19 protein-coding genes are annotated in these 18,672 nt (G+C 68.2%); 10 read left to right on the forward strand and 9 right to left on the reverse strand.

Annotated features, from left to right (window positions below):
- Position 1 precedes the first annotated feature (1 nt).
- Together CAL15_RS13275 and CAL15_RS13280 are read right to left on the reverse strand one after the other, a co-directional pair.
- The gene (locus CAL15_RS13275; RefSeq protein ID WP_086079030.1) at positions 2–520 is read right to left on the reverse strand and encodes an RNA polymerase sigma factor; all 519 of its coding nucleotides are present in this window, start codon (positions 518–520) and stop codon (positions 2–4) included.
- Between the two features lie 43 nt (positions 521–563).
- Positions 564–1,232: an STN domain-containing protein gene (locus CAL15_RS13280; protein WP_086079031.1), complete on the reverse strand. Its 669-nt coding sequence runs from the start codon at positions 1,230–1,232 to the stop codon at positions 564–566.
- A gap of 235 nt (positions 1,233–1,467) precedes the next feature.
- On the opposite strand from CAL15_RS13280, the gene CAL15_RS13285 reads away from it, so the two are divergent.
- Entirely contained in the window at positions 1,468–1,836 is a 369-nt protein-coding gene (locus CAL15_RS13285) for a hypothetical protein (RefSeq protein WP_086079032.1), read from the forward strand.
- Between the two features lie 90 nt (positions 1,837–1,926).
- Here the strand turns inward: CAL15_RS13285 and CAL15_RS13290 are convergent, their stop codons facing one another.
- Both CAL15_RS13290 and CAL15_RS13295 read right to left on the reverse strand, forming a co-directional pair.
- The gene (locus CAL15_RS13290; RefSeq protein WP_086079033.1) at positions 1,927–2,391 is read right to left on the reverse strand and encodes a hypothetical protein; all 465 of its coding nucleotides are present in this window, start codon (positions 2,389–2,391) and stop codon (positions 1,927–1,929) included.
- Positions 2,392–2,442: 51 nt separating this feature from the next.
- Complete coding sequence (locus tag CAL15_RS13295; protein ID WP_157666660.1) at positions 2,443–3,210, reverse strand: S1 family peptidase; 768 nt, start codon at positions 3,208–3,210, stop codon at positions 2,443–2,445.
- Between the two features lie 242 nt (positions 3,211–3,452).
- Here CAL15_RS13295 and trhA point away from each other — a divergent pair, with 242 nt between their 5' ends.
- From trhA to CAL15_RS13310, 3 genes are all read left to right on the forward strand, one after another.
- Complete coding sequence (trhA, locus tag CAL15_RS13300) at positions 3,453–4,106, forward strand: PAQR family membrane homeostasis protein TrhA (RefSeq protein WP_332455533.1); 654 nt, start codon at positions 3,453–3,455, stop codon at positions 4,104–4,106.
- 162 nt (positions 4,107–4,268) lie between these two features.
- Positions 4,269–5,291 (forward strand): ABC transporter substrate-binding protein, encoded by a 1,023-nt coding sequence (locus CAL15_RS13305; RefSeq protein WP_086079036.1) that lies wholly within the window; start codon positions 4,269–4,271, stop codon positions 5,289–5,291.
- A gap of 139 nt (positions 5,292–5,430) precedes the next feature.
- A complete protein-coding gene (locus CAL15_RS13310; protein ID WP_086079037.1) occupies positions 5,431–6,339 on the forward strand; it encodes a MurR/RpiR family transcriptional regulator in 909 nt (302 codons plus the stop codon).
- Between the two features lie 18 nt (positions 6,340–6,357).
- On the opposite strand, the gene CAL15_RS13315 is transcribed toward CAL15_RS13310, so the two are convergent.
- A complete protein-coding gene (locus tag CAL15_RS13315) occupies positions 6,358–7,194 on the reverse strand; it encodes an HAD-IIA family hydrolase (protein WP_086079038.1) in 837 nt (278 codons plus the stop codon).
- A gap of 172 nt (positions 7,195–7,366) precedes the next feature.
- Between CAL15_RS13315 and CAL15_RS13320 the strand changes: the two genes are divergently transcribed.
- The 6 genes from CAL15_RS13320 to CAL15_RS13340 all read left to right on the forward strand — a co-directional run bounded on the left by CAL15_RS13320 (position 7,367) and on the right by CAL15_RS13340 (position 14,356).
- Positions 7,367–8,299: a phosphate/phosphite/phosphonate ABC transporter substrate-binding protein gene (locus CAL15_RS13320; protein ID WP_086079039.1), complete on the forward strand. Its 933-nt coding sequence runs from the start codon at positions 7,367–7,369 to the stop codon at positions 8,297–8,299.
- A 23-nt stretch (positions 8,300–8,322) separates the two neighbouring features.
- Positions 8,323–9,129 (forward strand): phosphonate ABC transporter ATP-binding protein, encoded by an 807-nt coding sequence (gene phnC / locus CAL15_RS13325; RefSeq protein WP_086079040.1) that lies wholly within the window; start codon positions 8,323–8,325, stop codon positions 9,127–9,129.
- Complete coding sequence (phnE, locus tag CAL15_RS13330; protein ID WP_086079041.1) at positions 9,126–10,133, forward strand: phosphonate ABC transporter, permease protein PhnE; 1,008 nt, start codon at positions 9,126–9,128, stop codon at positions 10,131–10,133. The genes phnC and phnE overlap by 4 nt, the downstream gene beginning before the upstream one ends.
- 92 nt (positions 10,134–10,225) lie before the next feature.
- Entirely contained in the window at positions 10,226–10,402 is a 177-nt protein-coding gene (locus CAL15_RS24520; protein WP_198299048.1) for a hypothetical protein, read from the forward strand.
- Between the two features lie 32 nt (positions 10,403–10,434).
- Positions 10,435–12,693 (forward strand): phosphocholine-specific phospholipase C, encoded by a 2,259-nt coding sequence (locus CAL15_RS13335; protein WP_086079042.1) that lies wholly within the window; start codon positions 10,435–10,437, stop codon positions 12,691–12,693.
- Positions 12,694–12,751: 58 nt separating this feature from the next.
- Positions 12,752–14,356 carry a YadA family autotransporter adhesin gene (locus CAL15_RS13340; protein WP_086079043.1) on the forward strand — a complete coding sequence of 535 codons (1,605 nt, stop codon included), beginning with the start codon at positions 12,752–12,754 and terminating at the stop codon, positions 14,354–14,356.
- Positions 14,357–14,372: 16 nt separating this feature from the next.
- Here the strand turns inward: CAL15_RS13340 and CAL15_RS13345 are convergent, their stop codons facing one another.
- From CAL15_RS13345 to pstC, 4 genes are all read right to left on the reverse strand, one after another.
- Positions 14,373–15,737, reverse strand: coding sequence for a trypsin-like peptidase domain-containing protein (locus tag CAL15_RS13345; protein ID WP_086079044.1), 1,365 nt, complete (start codon positions 15,735–15,737; stop codon positions 14,373–14,375).
- Between the two features lie 98 nt (positions 15,738–15,835).
- Positions 15,836–16,612: a phosphate ABC transporter ATP-binding protein PstB gene (gene pstB / locus CAL15_RS13350; RefSeq protein WP_086079045.1), complete on the reverse strand. Its 777-nt coding sequence runs from the start codon at positions 16,610–16,612 to the stop codon at positions 15,836–15,838.
- Between the two features lie 41 nt (positions 16,613–16,653).
- The gene (gene pstA / locus CAL15_RS13355) at positions 16,654–17,508 is read right to left on the reverse strand and encodes a phosphate ABC transporter permease PstA (protein ID WP_086079046.1); all 855 of its coding nucleotides are present in this window, start codon (positions 17,506–17,508) and stop codon (positions 16,654–16,656) included.
- 20 nt (positions 17,509–17,528) lie between these two features.
- Positions 17,529–18,557: a phosphate ABC transporter permease subunit PstC gene (pstC, locus tag CAL15_RS13360; protein ID WP_086079047.1), complete on the reverse strand. Its 1,029-nt coding sequence runs from the start codon at positions 18,555–18,557 to the stop codon at positions 17,529–17,531.
- Positions 18,558–18,672: the final 115 nt, after the last annotated feature.

Below are 18,672 nucleotides of genomic sequence, written 5' to 3' on the forward strand. Positions count from 1 at the left end.
GTCAGGTCCCTTCCCGCGGCAGGCGGCTCATGCAGTATTCGTGGGCGCGCTTCAGCTCCAGCCCGACCAGCCGCGCGGAAATGCCGAAGCGGCTGGCGACCTCGCCATGCGACAGGTTCTCCACCCGGATGGCCAGGAAAATGGCGCGCCGCCGCGGCGGCAGCGTGCCGATGATGTCGGCCAGCGCATCGATGTCGCTGCGCGCGGCCGCCACCTCGGCGGGGCCGGGCGCGGGATCCGGCAGGTCGGCAAGCAGCGCGTCCAGCTCGTCGGCGTCCATGTAGCGCTTGTCGCGCTGCAACCGGTCCAGCGCCAGGTTGGTCGCCATGCGCAGCAGATAGGCCGAGGGATTCTGCACGGGCCCATTCTGTTCGTTGCGCTGTTCCAGGTGCACCCAGGTGTCGTGCAGCGCATCGTTGGCCAGGTCGGCCGAACCCAGCCGCCAGGTCAGGCGGCGCTTGAAGTCGTCGTAGCGCGCGGCAAGCAGATCGCGCAGTGCGAACAGGCCTGATGCGCTCATCGGACACCGGCCCCCGCTGCCGCCTGGTACTGCGCGTTGCCGCTCATCGTACGTTCCCTCGCCCGCCTGCCGGTTCGTCGTTGTTCGAAGATTCACTGCGCCCTTGCGGGCATGCGCCGCCTTCGCGGGGCTGCACCAGCAGCACGAAGGGGCGGTCCGGACTGGCAGGTCCGCGCCCCACCTGCACCCGGGAAAGCGCGCGCAGGATTGCCGCGTCGCGCGCGGCATCGCCGGTCGTATCGAGCAGCCGCGCCTGGCGCACCGCCCCGGCCGGATCGACCTGCAGGCTGAGCGCCAGCCGATAACTGCCCAACGCCAGCGTCGGCTCGGCGCACAGCGCCCGCTGCACGCGCGATTGCAGCAGGCCGCCGTAGCTGGGCTGCGCCGACGGTCCGGCGGGCTCGGGTTGCCGCTCCGCCAGCACATAGGCGTCGGGTGCGACGTGACGCGCCTGCAGCCCCGTGCCGCGCAACATGGCGCGCAGGGCTTCGTCGGCGGAGTACTGTCCCTGCACGACGGCCGAGATGCGCCCGACCACGAGCTCGGAGGGATAGAACACCGACACGCCGGTAAGCGCGTCGAACTGCGCCAGCGCCTGGCCGAGCGGCTGCGAGGAAATGCGCATGGCCTGTCCGCCCGCCTGCGCGACGCAGGCCAGGGTGCACCACAGCGCCGCCTGGACGGCTCGAAGCGCATGGCGCCGTACGGTCATGTGGCTAGGTGGGTAGAGATCAGGCTCGCACAAGCCCGCCGCCCTGGGCGAGTTCAGGGCGGCAGTGTAGGCAGGGGTAGTGACGGTTCCGTGACAGCTTGCGACTGTGACGGACTTGCGTACGGAAAGTGACACTGACTTGTCACCACCCGAGGCCGGGCCGCGCGTACACTTTCCCGCAACAGGATCGCCGTCAGCCGCACCGGCTGGCGATCCGCCTCGATAAGGAGTCGCCATGTCTGACCTCCCCTTACGCGCTGCCAGATTCCTTCTTGCGCTCGGGCTGGCGCTGCCCGCCGCCGTCCTGGCCCAGTCCGCGGCCCCCGCCCGCCAGGCCGACTCGTCCGCCTGCGTGGACGTCGAAGTCGCCGGGTACCGCAGCCTGTCCTACGACTGCCTCAGCCAGCAGATGGCGCCCCGCCCGCGCGCGCCGCACGAGAACCCGGCGCTGGCGTCCGAAGACGTGGCCCGCATGCCGTCCAATCAATTGGGTCTGTTCAATCGCGCGGCCACCAGCAACCGCATGGGCAACAACTTCGGCAAGTCGGCCTTGCCGCAACGCCCGCCCAACCCATCGTTCCAATCGCCCCTGCCCACGCGCTGAGCGCGTTTCGGCAACGATCAAGGGCCGCGCAAGCGGCCCGATTCATTGATGCTGCGGTATCGCATGCCGCCCTGAACGCGGCGGTTCGCTTCAGGTCGCGAAATCCAGCTTCAGGCGCAGCACCATGGGCTGCCGCATGTCGGACGGCGGCGGCTCGGAAAGAGGCTGCGCGGTGAGGACGGTGCGCAGGTCCTGGTCGGACTGCGCATCGCCCAGCGTGTCGAACGTCACGCGTTCGACCACGCCCGCGTTGCTGACCCACACGCGCACGATCACCGGCGCGGCGGGCGAGCCGTTGCTTTCCAGCACACGCTGCTGCATGCGCTCGTGCAGCCGCACCACCGCCTCGTTGGCGGGGTCGGCCAGCCAGGCCTGGAACTGATTGCTGACCAGCTGCGCATAGCTGATCCAGTGCTGCGGCACGGCGGCCTGCGCCTGCACGGGTGCGGGCGGCGCCAGCGCCAGGCCCAGGCCCAGCGCGCCCGCCGCGGCGCCCCACATGCGGCGCCAGAACGGCGTGCGGGACGTCTTGGCGGAAGTGGCGTCTTCATGCATGGCGTATCTCCAGAGATTATGTTGCGGGGTGGCCGATACGAACGGCGGCCATCAGCCGCAGATCACCCCGACCGAAAGCGTGGCCGCGCGCGGCGCCTGGGCCTGCATGGGACCGAGCTGCGGCTGGTCGCTTTCGGTGAACGCGACGCCTTCGCGCCGCAGGAATGACTTGACGTGGGTTGCCGACACGGCCTTGACGCGCGTGGCGCCCGTGGCGCCGCTGGCCTGCGCGGCGCTGAGCGCCACGCGCCCGGACGGGCGGCCGTCCAGCGAGAAGCGCTCGACGACCACGCCCAGCATCAAGCCCGCCGCGCCCAGCACGGGGCTGCCGCTGGCCCCGGGCCGCACGGACGAGATCAGCGACAGGTCTTCGCTGACCGGGTTGCCGGGCTCGGCAAAGGCGTTGAACAGGGTGCGCGCCCGGTCGGGCATGCGCTGCAGCACGTTGTAGCCTTCGGCGAACACGGCCTGCCGGCCCGCCTTGATCTCGGGCCCCGCCACGAAAGTGGCCGCCAGATAGGGTTTGAGGGTGGTCTTCAATACGGCCAGGTCCAGGCCCGCATCGCTGGGGCCCTGCGTGGCCCGAACGACGCGGCCGTCCTTCACCACGAAGATAGTGCCGCAGTCGGCCACGGCGTGATGCGCGGTAAGCACGTCGCCCGCGGCATTGATGAACACGCCCGTGGCATGGGCTTCGAGGCTGCCGATGACCGGCGTCGCGCGGGCCGCGAAACCCATGGCCAGCAGCGCGGCCAGGGCCGTCGCCATGAACCCGGGCCGGCGTATCGGGGAATTGCGCACCGCGGTTGCCATATGCATGTTTTTGTGTACGTCGGCAACGATGGGCTGGAAAGAATAGGGATGTGCCATTGCCGGGCCGTGACAGAGAGACGGTTGAAAAAGCCTGGCTCCGCCCGGCTGCTCTGGTGTCTAGACGATTGGCGGCGGCCGGATATACCGTTTGTCATCAAAAATTCATGATACGAGCGTTGAAAATGGAGACCCATTCGGGTTGTTCCTGTCATGCCGCCGCTGCATCATTCAAAGGTCCCGTTTCCCTGATGCCGCGCATCATCTCCGGAGCGCGCTGCCCCATGTACTACGGCGAACGATTCAACAGCTGGAGCCACCTGATCGGACTGCTGCTTGCGGTGGGCAGCGCCATCGCATTGATGCCGCGCGTGGTCGCCGAGTCGGGCGACACGTGGCATGTGGTGGCCTGCGCCGTGTTCGCCGCCGCGGCGATCGCCGCCTACGCGGCCTCCACCATCTATCACTGCAGCCGCGGCGCACGCAAGGCATTCTGGGAACGCGTCGACCACTGCACCATCTACCTGCTGATCGCCGGCACCTATACGCCACTGGGCCTCATTCCGCTGCAGCGCAATTGGGGCGATGTGCTGGCCGCCACGGCATGGGCGCTGGCGGCGCTGGGCATCGCGCGCGAGATCCTCGGCCGCAAGCGGGCCGCCACGCCGGCCGTGGGCCTGTACGTGGCAATGGGCTGGCTGGGCCTGCTGATGGCCCTGCCCATCGCGCAGCATGTGCCCACCCCTGGCCTGACCTGGCTGGTGGCGGGCGCCGTGCTCTACACCGTGGGACTTATCTTCTATCGGAATCGCTCCGGTTGGGTCCATGCGCATGGCGTCTGGCACATCTTCACCATCGCCGGCACCGCCTGCCATTTCGTGATGGTGTGGACCTTCGTGCCGTAGCGCGCCTGCCTGCGGGCGGCCACGCACCGCCCGCTATTTGCACAGAAGCAGAAATTCGTTAGAGGCCGCGGCAGCGCCTCCTAGAATCCTCGGTTCCCTGCGGCCCCGCTCCTCATCCCGATGAGGCGGGACCGCGTCCTCCGACTACCGAGAACCGATTCGATGCGCATCGCCGACCTGCTGTCCCGCCGTCCCGCCGCCCTGTTCGCCGCCGCGCTGGCCCTATGCGTGGGCAGCGCCGCCGCCCACGCCGAAGGACGCATCCGTATCGCGCAGCAGTTCGGCATCGGCTACCTGGTGCTGGACGTGGTGCGCGACCAGCAGCTGATCGAGAAGCACGGCAAGGCGGCTGGCGTGGACATCCAGGTGGAATGGGCCCAGATCTCGGGCGCCACGGCGATGAACGAGGCGCTGCTGGCCGGCAACCTGGACATCGTGTCGGCGGGCGTGCCGCCCGCGCTGACGCTGTGGGACCGCACCGCCGGCCGGCAGAACGTGAAGCTGGTGGCGGCGCTGGGCTCGCAACCCAACTACCTGCTGACCAACAACCCGGCCGTGAAATCCCTGGACGACCTGGGCGCCAAAGACCGCATCGCCGTGCCGGCTGCCGGCGTGGGCTTCCAGTCGCGCACGCTGCAGATCGAGGCGGCCCGCCGCTATGGCAAGCCGCAATTCAAGCGCTTCGACGACATCTCGGTGTCGCTGCCGCACCCCGACGCCACGGCCGCGCTGATCTCGGGCGGCCTCGAAGTGAACGCGCATTTCTCCAGCGCGCCCTTCTACTACCAGGCGCTGGCCGGCAATCCCGACGTGCGCAAGCTGATCAGCTCCTACGACATCGTGGGCGGCCCCGCCACGTTCAACGTGCTGTACACCACGCAGAAGTTCCACGACGCAAACCCCAAGACCTACCGTGCGCTGTACGCCGCGCTGGCCGAGGCCGCACAATGGATCCGCGACCACAAGGCCGAAGCCGCCGACACCTTCATCCGCGTGCAGAAGTCCAAGCTCGCGCCCGAGCTGGTGCGCAAGATCGTGGAAGACCCGGAGAACGACTTCACCATCGTGCCGCAGCGCACCGCGGTGTACGCGAACGAACTGCATGAGGTCGGCGTGCTGAAGACCAAGGCCGCTTCGTGGAAGGACTACTTCTTCCCCGAGATCCACGACCAGCCGGGCAGCTGAGGTCCGCGGCTGCGCACGACGAAGCGGGCTTTCCGCGACAAAGCCGGGGCGCCGCCGCAAAGAAGGGTTACCGTCGCATTTGGCCGCTACAATTTTCAGCCCGGCCGCACGGCCTACCCTTCCCTCGCACGCAGGCCCCATGACGTCCACCCACAAATCCGCACGGCCGGCATCCGACAACGACGCGCCCCCGCAGGCGGCCGCGCTGCCCGCCACGCGAGGACGCATCCAAAGCCTGCTGCCCACCATGGGTCCGGTGGCCCAGCGCATCGGCGAGTTCGTCATCAACCATCCCGACGAAGTGGTGCACATGTCGGTAAGCGAGGTGGCCGAACGCACCGAATCCAGCGAAGGCAGCGTCATCGGGTTCTGCAAGATGCTCGGCGCCAAGGGGTTCCAGCAGCTGAAAATCCTGCTCGCGCAGGAAATCGTGCAGCCCGTGCAGTACATCCACGAAGACCTCTCGCCGCAGGACAGCGTCGATGCCGTGGTGGGCAAGATATTCAACAGCAACATCCAGACCCTGCAGGAAACCGCCTCGCTGCTCGACCGCGGGGCTTTGTCCAAGGCGGTGCGGCTGCTGAAGCAGGCCTCGCGCATCGAAATCTACGGCATCGGCAGCTCGGCCACCATCGCCGAGGACGCCTATTACCGCATGCTGCGCATCGGCCTGAACGCGGTTGCGGTCACCGACTCGCACATCCAGTCCATCAGCGCTTCGCGCACCGGTCCCGACGTGGCGACGCTGACCATCTCGCACTCGGGCAGCAGCTACGAAACCGTCCTGGCCACGCGCCTGGCCAAGGAAGCCGGGGCGCATACCGTCTGCATCACCAACTTCGGCAAGTCGCCGATCCAGCCCTTCGCCGACGTGCTGCTCTACACCATGGCGCGCGAAACGCGCTTTCGCACCGAGGCCATGACCAGCCGGCTGGCGCAGCTGGCCATCATCGACACGCTGATCGCCTGCCTGGCGCTGACCGACTACGACACGTCGGTGGCGACGCTGAAAAGCACGTTCGACGTGCTGTCGCTCAAGCGCTACTGATCCGCATCCGGCGGCCTTTCATGCCGCGGCGGCGGACGTCCGCGGCAGCTCGCGGCGCGCCGCGACGGCGCATCGCATCAGTTCGCCTACGGTCGCCGCGTCGGCGTGCGCGCTGCCGCCCACCAGCACATAGCGCAGCCCGGCCCGCACCGCCCCCAGCGCATCGGTATCGGGGTTGTCGCCGATCACCACCACCCCGCCGGTCTCCCGGCCCAGGCGCCGCAGGCCTTCCTGGAACATGGCCGTCTCGGGCTTGCCGACCACGTGCAGCGGCGCATCGGCCGAGCAGGCCAGCACCGCCTGCAGCAGCGCGCCGGTCTCGGGCACGATGCGTCCCAGCGGCCCCGGATGCGTGGCGTCCGTGTTGCTGACCACCAGCCGCGCGCCGCGCGCCAGCTCCTGCGTCACCCTCTCCAGCGCGCCATAGCCGAAGCGCTTGTCCAGCGCCAGCATCACGATGTCCGCGCCCTCGTCGACCATGCGGCAGCCCAGGTGCGCGGCATAGCGCTTCAGGCCCGCCGATGCGCACATCAGCACACGGGCGTCGGGATGGCGGTCGCGCAGGTATTGCACCGCGACCTCGCCGGCCAGCACCAGTCGTTGCGGATCCACGCGCAGCCCGGCGGCGCGCAGCCGGCGCGCGAGCTGCGACGACGTATGGGTCGAATTGTTCGACACCACGACGTAGCGGTCATGGAAGACGCGCAGCAGTTCGGCCGCGCCCTCGATGGCCTCGTGCTCGCGTATCAGCGTGCCGTCCAGGTCCAGGATCAGGCCGGGATGACCGGCGTTCCAGGGTTCGGCGGGCGGCGTCGCGGGCAAGCGGGTCAGGGTGCGGGCAAAAAGAGAGGTCATGGAAACGAGGATCGGCAGCGTAAGCCCGGCATTCTAATTGAATAACGCTCAATCGAATCCAATTTTTTAATTGAGTAAATTTCATTTGCCTGTCATCTTCGCTGCCCAAACTTGCGTCCGAAGCGATCCACAACACGCGCCCCGTGCGCCCTTCCGCAAGGACTTCCGAACCATGAAGCCGTCCCGCCTGATTCCCCTCGCCCTGATCCTGTCCTCTCTGCTGGCGGCCGGCCAAGCCGGCGCGCAGGTCGCCGACGGCTCGGAGGCGCGCCCGCTGCGCGTGATGCTGATTCCCGCTGACGGCGGCACCGAATCCGGCACCAAGGCCGACTACGAGCCCGTGTTCAACGCCATCTCGCGCAGCACCGGCCTGAAGTTCGACCTGAAGGTCGGCCAATCGTACTCGGCGGTGGTCGAGGGCATGTGCAGCCAGCTCGCCGACATCGCGTTCTTCGGTCCCGTGTCGTACGTGCAGGCGCGCGACCGCGGCTGCGCGCAGCTGCTGGCGGTCAGCGTCGAAAAAGGCAAGTCCATCTACTACGCCGGCATGTTCGCCAAGAAAGATTCGCCCGTCTCCAACCTGGCCGACCTGAAGGGCAAGCGCGCCGCGTTCGGCGACGTGAACTCCACGTCCAGCTTCACCTTCCAGATCGCCTCGATGCTGGACCAGGGCATGAACCCGGCGCGCGACCTCGCCGCGCTGAACCTCACGGGCAGCCACGCCGCCAGCCTGGCTGCGCTGGTGCATGGCCAGGTCGACGCCGCGGCCCTCTCGTTCGACTCGTTCGACAAGGCCGTGCGAGAGGGCGCGGTCGATCCGTCGACCGTGAAGGTGATCTTCAAGAGCGAGCCCATCCCGAACCCGCCGCTGGCCATGAACACCAAGCTGCCCGAGGCGCTCAAGACCCGCCTGAAGGAAGCATTCGCCGGCGTGCACCAGGCGCCCGGCATCACGCCCGAGATGATCCGCGGCTACGGCGGCGCCAAGGTGCAGCGCTACGACACCACCTTCTCCGACGACGAATTCGCCGGTCCGGCCGGCAAGATGGCGCTGCTGACCGACGAGGTGAAGAGCGAGATTCTGAAGAAGTCGGCGCAGCGCTGAGCCGCCCGCACACGGAAACGCACATGATCCGTTTCGAATCCATCGCGGTGCGCTACGCGGACGGCACCGCCGCGCTGAAATCGGTCAGCTTCGACGTGCCGCGCGGCCAGTTCTGCGTGGTGCTGGGCTCGTCGGGCGCGGGCAAGTCGACGCTGCTGCGCACCGTCAACGGCCTGGTCGCGCCCACGCAGGGCAGCGTGCGCGTGGACGGAATCGAGGTGGGGCCGCGCACGCTGCAGGCGCTGCGCCCCCGCATCGGCATGGTCCACCAGCAGTTCAACCTGGTGCCGCGCGCCACGGTCGCCACCAACGTGCTGTGCGGCGCCTTGCCGGTGCTGCCGGCGTGGCGCGCGCTGCTGGCGCGCTTTCCGGCGGACATGCGGGAACGGGCCTGCGAACTGATCGCCGCCGTGGGGCTGCAGCCCGAGCACCTGCAGCGCCGCGCCCGCGACCTGTCGGGCGGCCAGCAGCAACGCGTGGGCATCGCGCGCGCCTTCATGCTGGCCCCCGCCCTGCTGCTGGCCGATGAACCGGTGGCTAGCCTGGACCCCCGCATCAGCCGCGACATCATGGATCTGCTGCAGGCGCAGGCGCGCCAGCGGAACGCCACGGTGCTGTGCAGCCTGCACCAGGTGGACCTGGCGCGCGAGTACGCCGACCGCATCGTGGCGCTGCGCCACGGCCAGGTCGCCTTCGACGGTCCCGCCCATGCGTTCGACGACGCCGCGGCGCAAGCGCTGTACGGCGCCGCGCCCACGGCGGCGGCCGCGTGGCCTGACCACGGCATTCCCCCGCGCGCGGCCGCGCCGCTGCAAGTGAGGCATGCATGAATCCCTCCACCACATCCAATGCGGCCTGGCGCATCGACCCGCCCTATGGCCCGCGCGCCGTGGCCATCGCCATCGTCGCGCTGCTGGTCTTCCTGGCGGCCGGCCATCGTGTGGAGATGGACCGCATGCTGAGCCTGTCCGCCGACGGCGTGCTCGCCACCGCGGGACTGCGCGAGCAGTCGCAGGTGGGATCGGGCCTGGGCAAGCTGGCGCACAGCCTGTTTCCCATCCAGGTCTCCGAACGTACCGAAGTGGCGCGCATCGAGAACTTCGACCGCAATGACCTGCCCTGGCTGGCGCGCATCGAGACGCAGGAGACACGCGAGCAGCGATTGAATCCCGACACGCTGCGGATGGACACCGAGGTGGTGCGCAAGGAATACCTGGTCGAGCCGCTGGGCTACGTGGGCCACGTGGCGCTGAAGATGGTCGAGACGCTCGAGATCGCACTGTGGGCCACGCTGCTCGCGGTGATGGGCAGCCTGCCGCTGGCGTACTTCAGCGCGCGCAACTACACGCCCGGCAGGGCCGCCTACGTCGCGGCGCGCGGCCTGGTCAGCCTGTTCCGCTCGCTGCCCGAACTGGTCACCGCGCTGTTCCTGGTGCTGGCATACGGATTCGGCCCGATCGCCGGCGTGCTGGCCCTGGCGATACACACGATGGGCTTCCTGGGCAAGTTCTACGCCGAGGACATCGAGACCGCCGATCCCAAGCCGCAGGAAGCGCTGCGCGCCATCGGCGCCGGCAAGCTGCGCGTGCTGGCCTACGCGGTGGGTCCGCAGGTCATGCCGCAATTCATCGCCTACACGCTGTACGTGCTCGATCGCAACATGCGCATGGCCACGGTGGTCGGGCTGGTCGGCGCGGGCGGCATCGGCCAGGAACTGAAGGGCCGCTACGACATGTACCAGTACGGCCACGTGGGAACCATCCTGATGGCCATCTTCATCGCTGTATTCGTGCTCGACCAGCTTGCCGCGCGGCTGCGCCGGCGGATCGGCTGATTTCACGCCGTCCGCTTTGCGCGGAAGGCGCCGTTCTTTGATCCCGCCGGTCCATTCCCGGACCGGTCGCCAGTCCCTCCCAGGAGACCTCAATGCCTATTTCCCTCTCGCGCGGGCGGGCGGTTGCCGCCTGCCTGTTGATCAGCCTCAGTCTCGCGGCGTGCGGCGGCAGCGACGACGACGACACGCCGTCGCAGCCCAACCCGCCCGGCGAACCCGGCGATCCCGGAGAGCCGCAGCCCGCACCGCAGCTGCGCTGTGCGCCCTGACCCACGTCCAGACATCACCGAGAGAGACCATCATGAACCATACGCATCCCGGCGCCCCGGACAACGCCAACCGCCGCGACTTCCTGCGCAAGTCGGCCGGCGCCATGGGCGCCCTCACGGCCGCCTCCCTGCTGCCCGCCTCGATCCAGCGCGCCCTGGCCGTGCCCGCCAGCGTGGAAACCGGCACCATCCAGGACATCAAGCACGTGGTGATCCTGATGCAGGAGAACCGCAGCTTCGACCACTACTTCGGCACCATGCGCGGCGTGCGGGGCTTCGGCGACCGCTTCCCGATTCCGCTGGCCACCGGCAAGTCGGTGTTCTTCCAGCCCAATCCCAACGGCGGCCAGGACATCTCGCCCTTCCGTCGCGATTCCAGCATCGCCAATGCGCTGATCGGATCCGGCACGCCGCACAACTTTCCCGACCAGCAGGCCGCGTGGGCCCAGGGCAAGATGGATCGCTGGATCCAGTTCAAGAACCAGGCGACGATGGGCTACTTCCTGCGCGAGGACATTCCGTACCAGTTCGCGCTGGCCGACGCCTTCACGATCTGCGATGGCTACCACTGCTCCATCCTCACCGGCACCGACCCGAACCGCATCGTGTTCTGGTCGGGCTCCAACTTCAACCCGGAACTGGCCAAGCTGGGCATCAACAGCACGGTCGCCGATTCCGAACCCGTCAACTCGCGCTGCTGGCCCAACCCGTCGAACTGGGTGGCCGGCAGGCCGCAGGAAACGGATGGTTCAGGGCAGATCGACCCCGATACGGGCGCCTACAACTACCGGTACACCAACACCGCCTTCCGGTGGAAGACCTTGCCCGACGTGCTGCAGGAGGCGGGGGTCAGCTGGCACATCTACCAGAACATGAACAACAACTGGACGGGCGCCATGCACGGCTGCCTGGCCTTCGAGAGTTTCCGCACCGCGCAGCCGGGTTCGCCGATCTATGAGCACGGCCTGACGGGCGGCCCCGAGCGGGACGACGGCGCCGTCAACTTCCTGGCCCAGCTCAGGCAGGACGTGGCCAACGGCACCCTGCCGCAAGTCTCGTGGGTGCTGCCCACGCAGGCCCTGGCCGAGCATCCCGGCAGCAGCGAAGGCATTGCCGGCGCCGCGGACTTCATCGCCCAGGTGCTGGACGCGCTGACGTCCAATCCCGAGGTCTGGAGCAAGACGGCCCTGTTCGTGACCTTCGACGAGAACGACGGCTTCTTCGATCATCTGGCGATGCCGGCGGTGCCGTCGTACGACGTCAACGGCAAGCTGATGGGCAAGTCCACCGTGCCGCTGGACGGCGAGTATTTCGACGCCTCGGTGGGCAACTACCTCAGCGCCAACGACACCATCAGCGGCACCATCCGCCCCTGGGGACTGAGTTCCCGCGTGCCGATGTACGTGGTGTCGCCATGGAGCAAGGGCGGTTGGGTCGATTCGCAGGTGTTCGACCACACCTCGGTGGGCATGTTCCTGGAGAAGCGCTTCGGCATCACCGTGGAGGCCATCAGCCCGTGGCATCGCGCGGTCTGCGGCGACCTGACGTCCTGCTTCGACTTCGCCAGCCCCAACGACCCGGTCGTTCCCACGCTGCCCGACACCAGCAACTTCCCCGCGGTCAATGCCGCGCAAAGGCTGCTGCCGACGGCCCCCGTGACCACCGCGCCCGCCACGCCGCAGCCTCTGTACCAGGAGACCGGCACGCGTCCGTCGCGCGCCCTGCCTTATGAACTGCACACGAGCGCGCGCGTGGGTGCGGACGGAAAGGTCACGCTGATCTTCAGCAACACCGGCTCGGCCGGCGCGGTCTTCCACGTGTACGACAAGAAGCACCTGGACCTGATCCCGAGGCGCTACACCGTCGAAGCCGGCAAGTCCCTGGAAGACGTATGGGACGCCACCGTGGACGGCGGCGACTACGACCTGTGGGTCTACAGCACCAACGGATTCGTGCGCACCTTCGGCGGCAATACCGCCAGCGGCGCCGCGCTCGAGCTGCAGGTCTGCTACGACGTCGCCAATGGTTCGGTGTACGCCAAGGTCAGCAACCGCGGAACGTCGGCCGCCCAGGCCTCGCTGCAGGCCGAGGCGTATCGCGGCGACGGCCCGTGGACGCTCGACGTGCCGGCCGGCGGCGTCGCCGAACAGCACTGGAACCTGGCCGACAGCGGCAACTGGTACGACTTCACGCTGAGCGCAAACGGGCTGTCGCGCCGCTTCGCGGGACGCGTCGAAACCGGTAAGCCCAGCGTCAGCGATCCGGCCATGGGCGCCGCGCTTCCCTCCTGACGATCCGCGACGGGCCGGCCCGGCCGGCCCGTCGACCCTCCTCCTAATCGGACTTTCCATGAAGCACATCCACACGGCCCCGCAGGGGTCGCGCATGGGCGCGGGCGTGTTCGCCCTGCTGCTGGCCGCGCTGGGCTCGACCGCGCAGTCGCAGCCCGTTCCGGATCCCTCCAATGTCGCCATCGGCGACGGTGCGGGCGCCAACGTCTCGACCAAATGGAATCTCGCCATCGGCGAGGACGCCGGCGTCAACGTATCCGGCAAGAACGCCAACCAGGCCATCGGCTTCAACGCCGGCCAGAACGTGGTGGGCGGCTGGAACCAGTCGTTCGGCCGCAGCGCGGGCCAGAACGTGACCGGCGACTACAACCAGGGCATCGGCTTCTGGGCCGGCACGGGCGTCACCGGCAGCCAGAACAACGCCATCGGTTCGAACGCGGGCCGCAACGTGTCGGGCAGCAACAACCAGGCCCTGGGCAACGGCGCCGGGCAGAACGTCACCACCAACTGGAACACGGCGATCGGCGAAGGCGCGGGTTCGAACGTGGGCGGCAAGAACGCCAACCAGGCCATCGGCTACTACGCGGGCACCAACGTCAATGGCGGGTGGAACCAGTCCTTCGGCCGCAGCGCGGGCCAGAACGTCAGCGGCGACTACAACCAGGGCATCGGCTTCTGGGCCGGCACCGATACGCGCGGCAACAACAACACGGCGATCGGATCGAACGCCGGGCGCGACGTCGCCGGCGACGGCAACCAGTCGGTAGGCCAGGAGGCAGGCCGCGGCGTGACGGGCAACAACAACCTGGCCGACGGCTCGTACGCCGGCGCGCAGGTGCGCGGCAACGGCAACCAGGCGCACGGCACCAACGCCGGCCAGCGCGTCACCGGCGACAACAACATGGCGAGCGGCTCGTATGCGGGCGCCGGCGTGACCGGGAACAACAACATCGCCACCGGCATGGGCGCGGGCCGCAACGTGGCGGGCAGCGACAACGTGGCCAGCGGCACCGGCGCGGCCATCGGAATGCAGGGCAGCGACAACGTGGCGATCGGTTCGGAAGCCAACCGCGGCGCCGTGGCCGATCGCGCGGTCGCGATCGGCGCGGGCACGCAGGCGGGCAGCGATGGCGTGGCCGTGGGCACGGGCAGCGTGGCCGCCGCCGGCAGCGTGGCGCTGGGCGCCGGTTCGCAGGCCACGCGCGGCGCGCAGGCCGAATACCAGGCCTACGCCAGCGAGGCGCCGCAGTCCTCGGCCGGCGAGGTCAACGTGGGCGGACGCCAGCTGACGGGCGTGGCGGCGGGCAGCCAGGACGGCGATGCCGTCAACGTGGCGCAGCTGCGCTCGGTGAACGAACAGCTGCGCAGCAGCCTGACGCAGAACGAACAGGGCCTGTCGCGCCTGCGCTCGGACGTGCAGCAGATGGAACGCGGCCTGCGCGGCGGCGTGGCGGCGGCCATGGCCACCGCGGGCCTGCCGCAGGCCTATCTGCCGGGCCGCAGCATGGTGTCGGTGGCCGGCGGCGCATGGAACGGCGAGACCGGCTATGCGGTAGGTGTATCGCACATCGTGCCGAATGGCCGATGGGTGCTGCGCGCGGCCGCCAACGCCACGTCGCGCGGCGACCTGGGCGGCACGGTGGGCATGGGCTACCAGTGGTAGCCCTGCGACGGCCGCCCTATCGGACCTGCATGTAGAAGATGCCGCGTCCGCGTATCAGCGTCAGCAGCATCGGCTGGCCGTCCAGCAGATCGAGCAGATTGCGCAGGTCGCCCAGCCGGCTGACGGGGCGCTGGTTGATGCCGATGAGAATGTCTCCGCGCCGCAGGTTGGAGGCGGCGGGGCTGCGCCCGGGATAGGTGGAAGTGACCAGCAGGCCGTCGTTGCCCTGGCGGCGCTGCGCCAGCGGCATCTCGGCGAATTCCACGCCGTTCAGCCGCGGGTCCAGGCTGCCCGCGTGCAGGCGTTCGTCGCGTTCGGGCTCGATGCGCAGCGTCACTTCCATCTGCCGCCCCGCGCGGCGCAGCGTCAGGCGCACTTGCTGGCCCACCGGCAGCAGGCCTTCGGCGTTGTGCAGCTGCTGGCTGGTGGAGATGGGCTTGCCGTCCAGCGCCACGATCACGTCGCGCGCCAGCACGCCCGCCTGCTGCGCGGGCGTGCCGTCGCTGATGCGCGTCACCACCACGCCCGTCGCATTCGGCGCCAGTCCCAACTGGCGCGCCAGCGCGGGCGTCAGGTCCAGCACGTCCAGCCCCAGCGTGCCGCGCAGCACGCGGCCATGCGCAAGCAACTGGCGCATCACGTCCCCGGCCAGGTTGGACGGGATGGCGAAGCCCAGGCCCACGTTGCCGCCCGAAGGCGTGTAGATCATGGTGTTGATGCCCACCAGTTCGCCGCGCAGGTTCACCAGCGCTCCGCCGGAATTGCCCGGGTTGATGGACGCGTCGGTCTGGATGAAGTTCTGGTAGCCCGCCGCGCGCAGGCTCGAGCGGTCCAGCGCCGACACGATGCCGGACGACACCGACTGTCCCAGCCCGAAGGGATTGCCGATGGCCACCACGAAGTCGCCCACGCGCACGCCGCTGGAATCGGCCAACGGCAAGGCCTGCAGGCGGTCGGCCTGCACGCGCAGCACCGCGATGTCGGTATCGGGATCGCTGCCCAGCACCTGGGCGGGCAGCGTGCGCCCGTCCTGCAGGGTGATCTGGATGGACTGCGCGCCCCGCACCACGTGGTGATTGGTCAGCACATAGCCCTGCGCGCCGTCGACGATGACGCCCGAGCCCGATGAGTTCTGCCGTCCGCGGCCGGGCATGCGCCCGAAACCGGCGACCTCTTGATTGCCGCCCTGCGCCACGATGCTGACCACCGAAGGCGTGACCTGCTCGAGCATGGGCGCCAGCGAGGGCAAGGGCGTGCCGTCGACGACCGGCGGCAGCGCCGCCCACGCCGGCGCGCAGCCCGCCATGCACAGCGCGGCCAGCAGCCTGCGCCGGGATACCATCGGCGCAACCGCCGGAAACGCCAACTTGCTGGCTTGCATCGTGAAGAATGTGAAAGGCGGGCCGTAGGCCCGCCGTGGGTGATACTGCCGGGCGGCGGCTGTGCAGGACGTGTGGCCCGCCCTGCCCCGCGCATCGATCAGCCGAAGCGGCCGGTGATGTAGTCTTCCGTTTCCTTGCGGGCCGGCTTCACGAAGATCTGGTCGGTCTCGCCGAATTCCATCAGCTCGCCCAGGTACATGTAGGCGGTGTAGTCCGAGCAACGGGCCGCCTGCTGCATGTTGTGCGTCACGATGACGACCGTGTAGTCGTTCTTCAGTTCGGCGATCAGTTCCTCGATCTTGGCGGTCGAAATCGGGTCCAGCGCCGAGCAGGGCTCGTCCAGCAGCAGGACTTCGGGCTTGATGGCCACGCCGCGCGCGATGCACAGGCGCTGTTGCTGGCCGCCCGACAGGCCGTTGCCGCTTTGATGCAGCTTGTCCTTCACTTCGTTCCACAGCGCGGCCTTGGACAGCGCCCATTCGACGCGCTCGTCCATCTCGCCCCTGCTGAGCTTCTCGAACAGACGCACGCCGAAGGCGATGTTGTCGTAGATGCTCATCGGGAACGGCGTGGGCTTCTGGAACACCATGCCGACCTTCGCGCGGATCAGCGAGATGTCCGTCTTGGAGGTGAGCAGGTTCTCGCCGTCCATCAGGATCTCGCCCTCGGCGCGCTGGCCGGGATACAGCTCGAACATGCGGTTGAACGTGCGCAGCAGCGTCGACTTGCCGCAGCCCGACGGACCGATGAAGGCCGTGACCTTGTTCTCGCGGATCGACATATTCACGTTGCGAATCGCGTGGAATTTGCCGTAGTAGAAGTTGAGGTTCCTGACCTCGAGCTTGGCTTTGGTAGCGGTAGCGGTGGTGTCCATTTGGCTTTCCTAGTGCCGGCGCTCGGCGCGCCGGCTTGCGATCATTTGCGGAACAGGTTGCGGGCGATGATGTTGATACCCAGCACGAGCAGGGTGATCAGCGTGGCGCCGGCCCAGGCCAGGTCGTTCCAGTCCTTGAAGGGGCTGGCCGCGTACTGGTAGATGACCACGGGCAGGTTGGCCATCGGCGCGTTCATGTTGGTCGTCATGAACTGGTTGGACAGCGCGGTGAACAGCAGCGGTGCGGTCTCGCCGGAGATGCGGGCGATGGCCAGCAGGATGCCGGTGAGAATGCCGGTCTTGGCGGCGCGATAGCAGATCAGCATGATCATGCGCCACTTGGGGCAGCCCAGCGCGGCGGTGGCTTCGCGCAGGCTGTTGGGCACCAGCAGCAGCATGTTGTCGGTGGTGCGCACCACCACCGGGATCACCAGGATCGCCAGCGCGAAGGCGCCCGCCCATCCCGAGTAGTGACCGACCTGCGCCACGTACACGGCATAGATGAACAGGCCGATGATGATGGACGGCGCCGACAGCAGCACGTCGTTCAGGAAGCGCGTGGCCGGAGCCAGCCAGCCCTTCTGGCCGTACTCGGCCAGGTAGGTGCCGGCCAGGATGCCGATCGGCGTGCCGATGAGCGTGCCCAGGGCCGCCATCATCGCGCTGCCCAGGATCGCGTTCAGCAGGCCGCCCTGCTGCCCCGGAGGCGGCGTGATCTCGGTGAAGAGCGCGAACGACAGGGCGGGAGCGCCCTTGGTGAGCAGCGTCAGGATGATCCAGAACAGCCAGAACAGGCCGAACACCAGCGTGACCATGGACAAGGTCAGCATGACCTTGTTGGTAAGGTGGCGACGCCGGTAGACGGCGTTGCCCATGTTGAGTACCGATTGAGCCATTGCGTATATTCCTTGCGGACTCAGGACTTGGTGCCTTCGGAGGCGGACAGGCGCAGCAGCATGACCTTGGAGATGGCCAGCACCACGGTGGTGATCAGGAACAGGATCAGCCCGAGTTCCAGCAGCGCCGAACGCTGCATGCCCGACGCTTCGTTGAACTGGTTGGCCAGTGCCGAAGCGATCGAGTTGCCGGGGGCGAAGAGCGACTCGGACAGGCGGAACGCGTTCCCGATGACGAACGTGACTGCCATGGTCTCGCCCAGCGCACGGCCCAGGCCCAGCATGATGCCGCCGATCACGCCCGAACGCGTATAGGGCAGCACGACGCGCCACATCACTTCCCAGGTGGTGCTGCCCAGGCCGTAGGCGGATTCCTTCAGCATGGCGGGCACCAGTTCGAACACGTCGCGCATGACGGCCGCGATGAACGGGATGACCATGATCGACAGGATCAGGCCGGCGGTGAAGATGCCGATACCGAATGCGGGCCCCTGGAACAGCATGCCCACGCCGGGGATGCTGCCCAGCACGGAGATCATCAGGGGCTGCACATACTGCTGGAAGACCGGCACGAACACGAACAGGCCCCACATGCCGTAGATGATCGACGGGATGGCGGCCAGCATCTCGATGGCGGTGCCCAGCGGGCGGCGCAGCCAGGCAGGCGCGAGTTCGGTCAGGAACATGGCGATGCCGAAGGACACCGGCACCGCGATGATCAGGGCGATGAACGAGGTCAGCAGCGTGCCGACGATGGGCACCACCGCACCATAAACCTGGTTGACGGGATCCCAGTCGTTCAGCCACAGGAACGACAGGCCGTACTTGGAGAGGGATTCATGGCTGCCGTAGATCAGCGACACCATGATCGCCGCCAGCAGGATGAACACCAGGAACGCGAACGTGCGCGTGAGATTCTTGAACAGCGTATCCATCAGGGCGTTTTTGTTGTTCGGACTGGCGGGCGTTGGGTTGCCGGCCGTCATGACCGGCGTCGGTGTCGCTCTGTCCGACGGAATCGAGGCGCTATTGTCCATTACCGCGCTCATGGATAGGCTTTCCTTGGAAATCTCAGGAGATGAAAAGGGGCGCCCAGCTTCTGTGCGCCCCCCGAGTCTTCTGGCGCCGGCCTGGGGCCGGCGCCGATTTGCGGTCATCGCGCCC

This window comes from Bordetella genomosp. 13, assembly GCF_002119665.1.
GTDB lineage: Bacteria > Pseudomonadota > Gammaproteobacteria > Burkholderiales > Burkholderiaceae_B > Bordetella.

Bases quoted from the DNA above. Each gene is read 5' to 3' on its own strand.
- CAL15_RS13295 (WP_157666660.1), bottom strand. From the start codon at position 3,210: ATGCATATGGCAACCGCGGTGCGCAATTCCCCGATACGCCGGCCCGGG.
- CAL15_RS13310 (WP_086079037.1), top strand. From the start codon at position 5,431: ATGACGTCCACCCACAAATCCGCACGGCCGGCATCCGACAACGACGCG.
- CAL15_RS13320 (WP_086079039.1), top strand. From the start codon at position 7,367: ATGAAGCCGTCCCGCCTGATTCCCCTCGCCCTGATCCTGTCCTCTCTG.
- CAL15_RS24520 (WP_198299048.1), top strand. From the start codon at position 10,226: ATGCCTATTTCCCTCTCGCGCGGGCGGGCGGTTGCCGCCTGCCTGTTG.
- CAL15_RS13280 (WP_086079031.1), bottom strand. From the start codon at position 1,232: ATGACCGTACGGCGCCATGCGCTTCGAGCCGTCCAGGCGGCGCTGTGG.
- CAL15_RS13290 (WP_086079033.1), bottom strand. From the start codon at position 2,391: ATGCATGAAGACGCCACTTCCGCCAAGACGTCCCGCACGCCGTTCTGG.
- pstB (WP_086079045.1), bottom strand. From the start codon at position 16,612: ATGGACACCACCGCTACCGCTACCAAAGCCAAGCTCGAGGTCAGGAAC.
- CAL15_RS13335 (WP_086079042.1), top strand. From the start codon at position 10,435: ATGAACCATACGCATCCCGGCGCCCCGGACAACGCCAACCGCCGCGAC.
- CAL15_RS13315 (WP_086079038.1), bottom strand. From the start codon at position 7,194: ATGACCTCTCTTTTTGCCCGCACCCTGACCCGCTTGCCCGCGACGCCG.
- CAL15_RS13340 (WP_086079043.1), top strand. From the start codon at position 12,752: ATGAAGCACATCCACACGGCCCCGCAGGGGTCGCGCATGGGCGCGGGC.
- CAL15_RS13305 (WP_086079036.1), top strand. From the start codon at position 4,269: ATGCGCATCGCCGACCTGCTGTCCCGCCGTCCCGCCGCCCTGTTCGCC.
- phnE (WP_086079041.1), top strand. From the start codon at position 9,126: ATGAATCCCTCCACCACATCCAATGCGGCCTGGCGCATCGACCCGCCC.
- trhA (WP_332455533.1), top strand. From the start codon at position 3,453: ATGCCGCGCATCATCTCCGGAGCGCGCTGCCCCATGTACTACGGCGAA.
- CAL15_RS13285 (WP_086079032.1), top strand. From the start codon at position 1,468: ATGTCTGACCTCCCCTTACGCGCTGCCAGATTCCTTCTTGCGCTCGGG.
- CAL15_RS13345 (WP_086079044.1), bottom strand. From the start codon at position 15,737: ATGCAAGCCAGCAAGTTGGCGTTTCCGGCGGTTGCGCCGATGGTATCC.
- pstC (WP_086079047.1), bottom strand. From the start codon at position 18,557: ATGAGCGCGGTAATGGACAATAGCGCCTCGATTCCGTCGGACAGAGCG.
- phnC (WP_086079040.1), top strand. From the start codon at position 8,323: ATGATCCGTTTCGAATCCATCGCGGTGCGCTACGCGGACGGCACCGCC.
- pstA (WP_086079046.1), bottom strand. From the start codon at position 17,508: ATGGCTCAATCGGTACTCAACATGGGCAACGCCGTCTACCGGCGTCGC.
- CAL15_RS13275 (WP_086079030.1), bottom strand. From the start codon at position 520: ATGAGCGCATCAGGCCTGTTCGCACTGCGCGATCTGCTTGCCGCGCGC.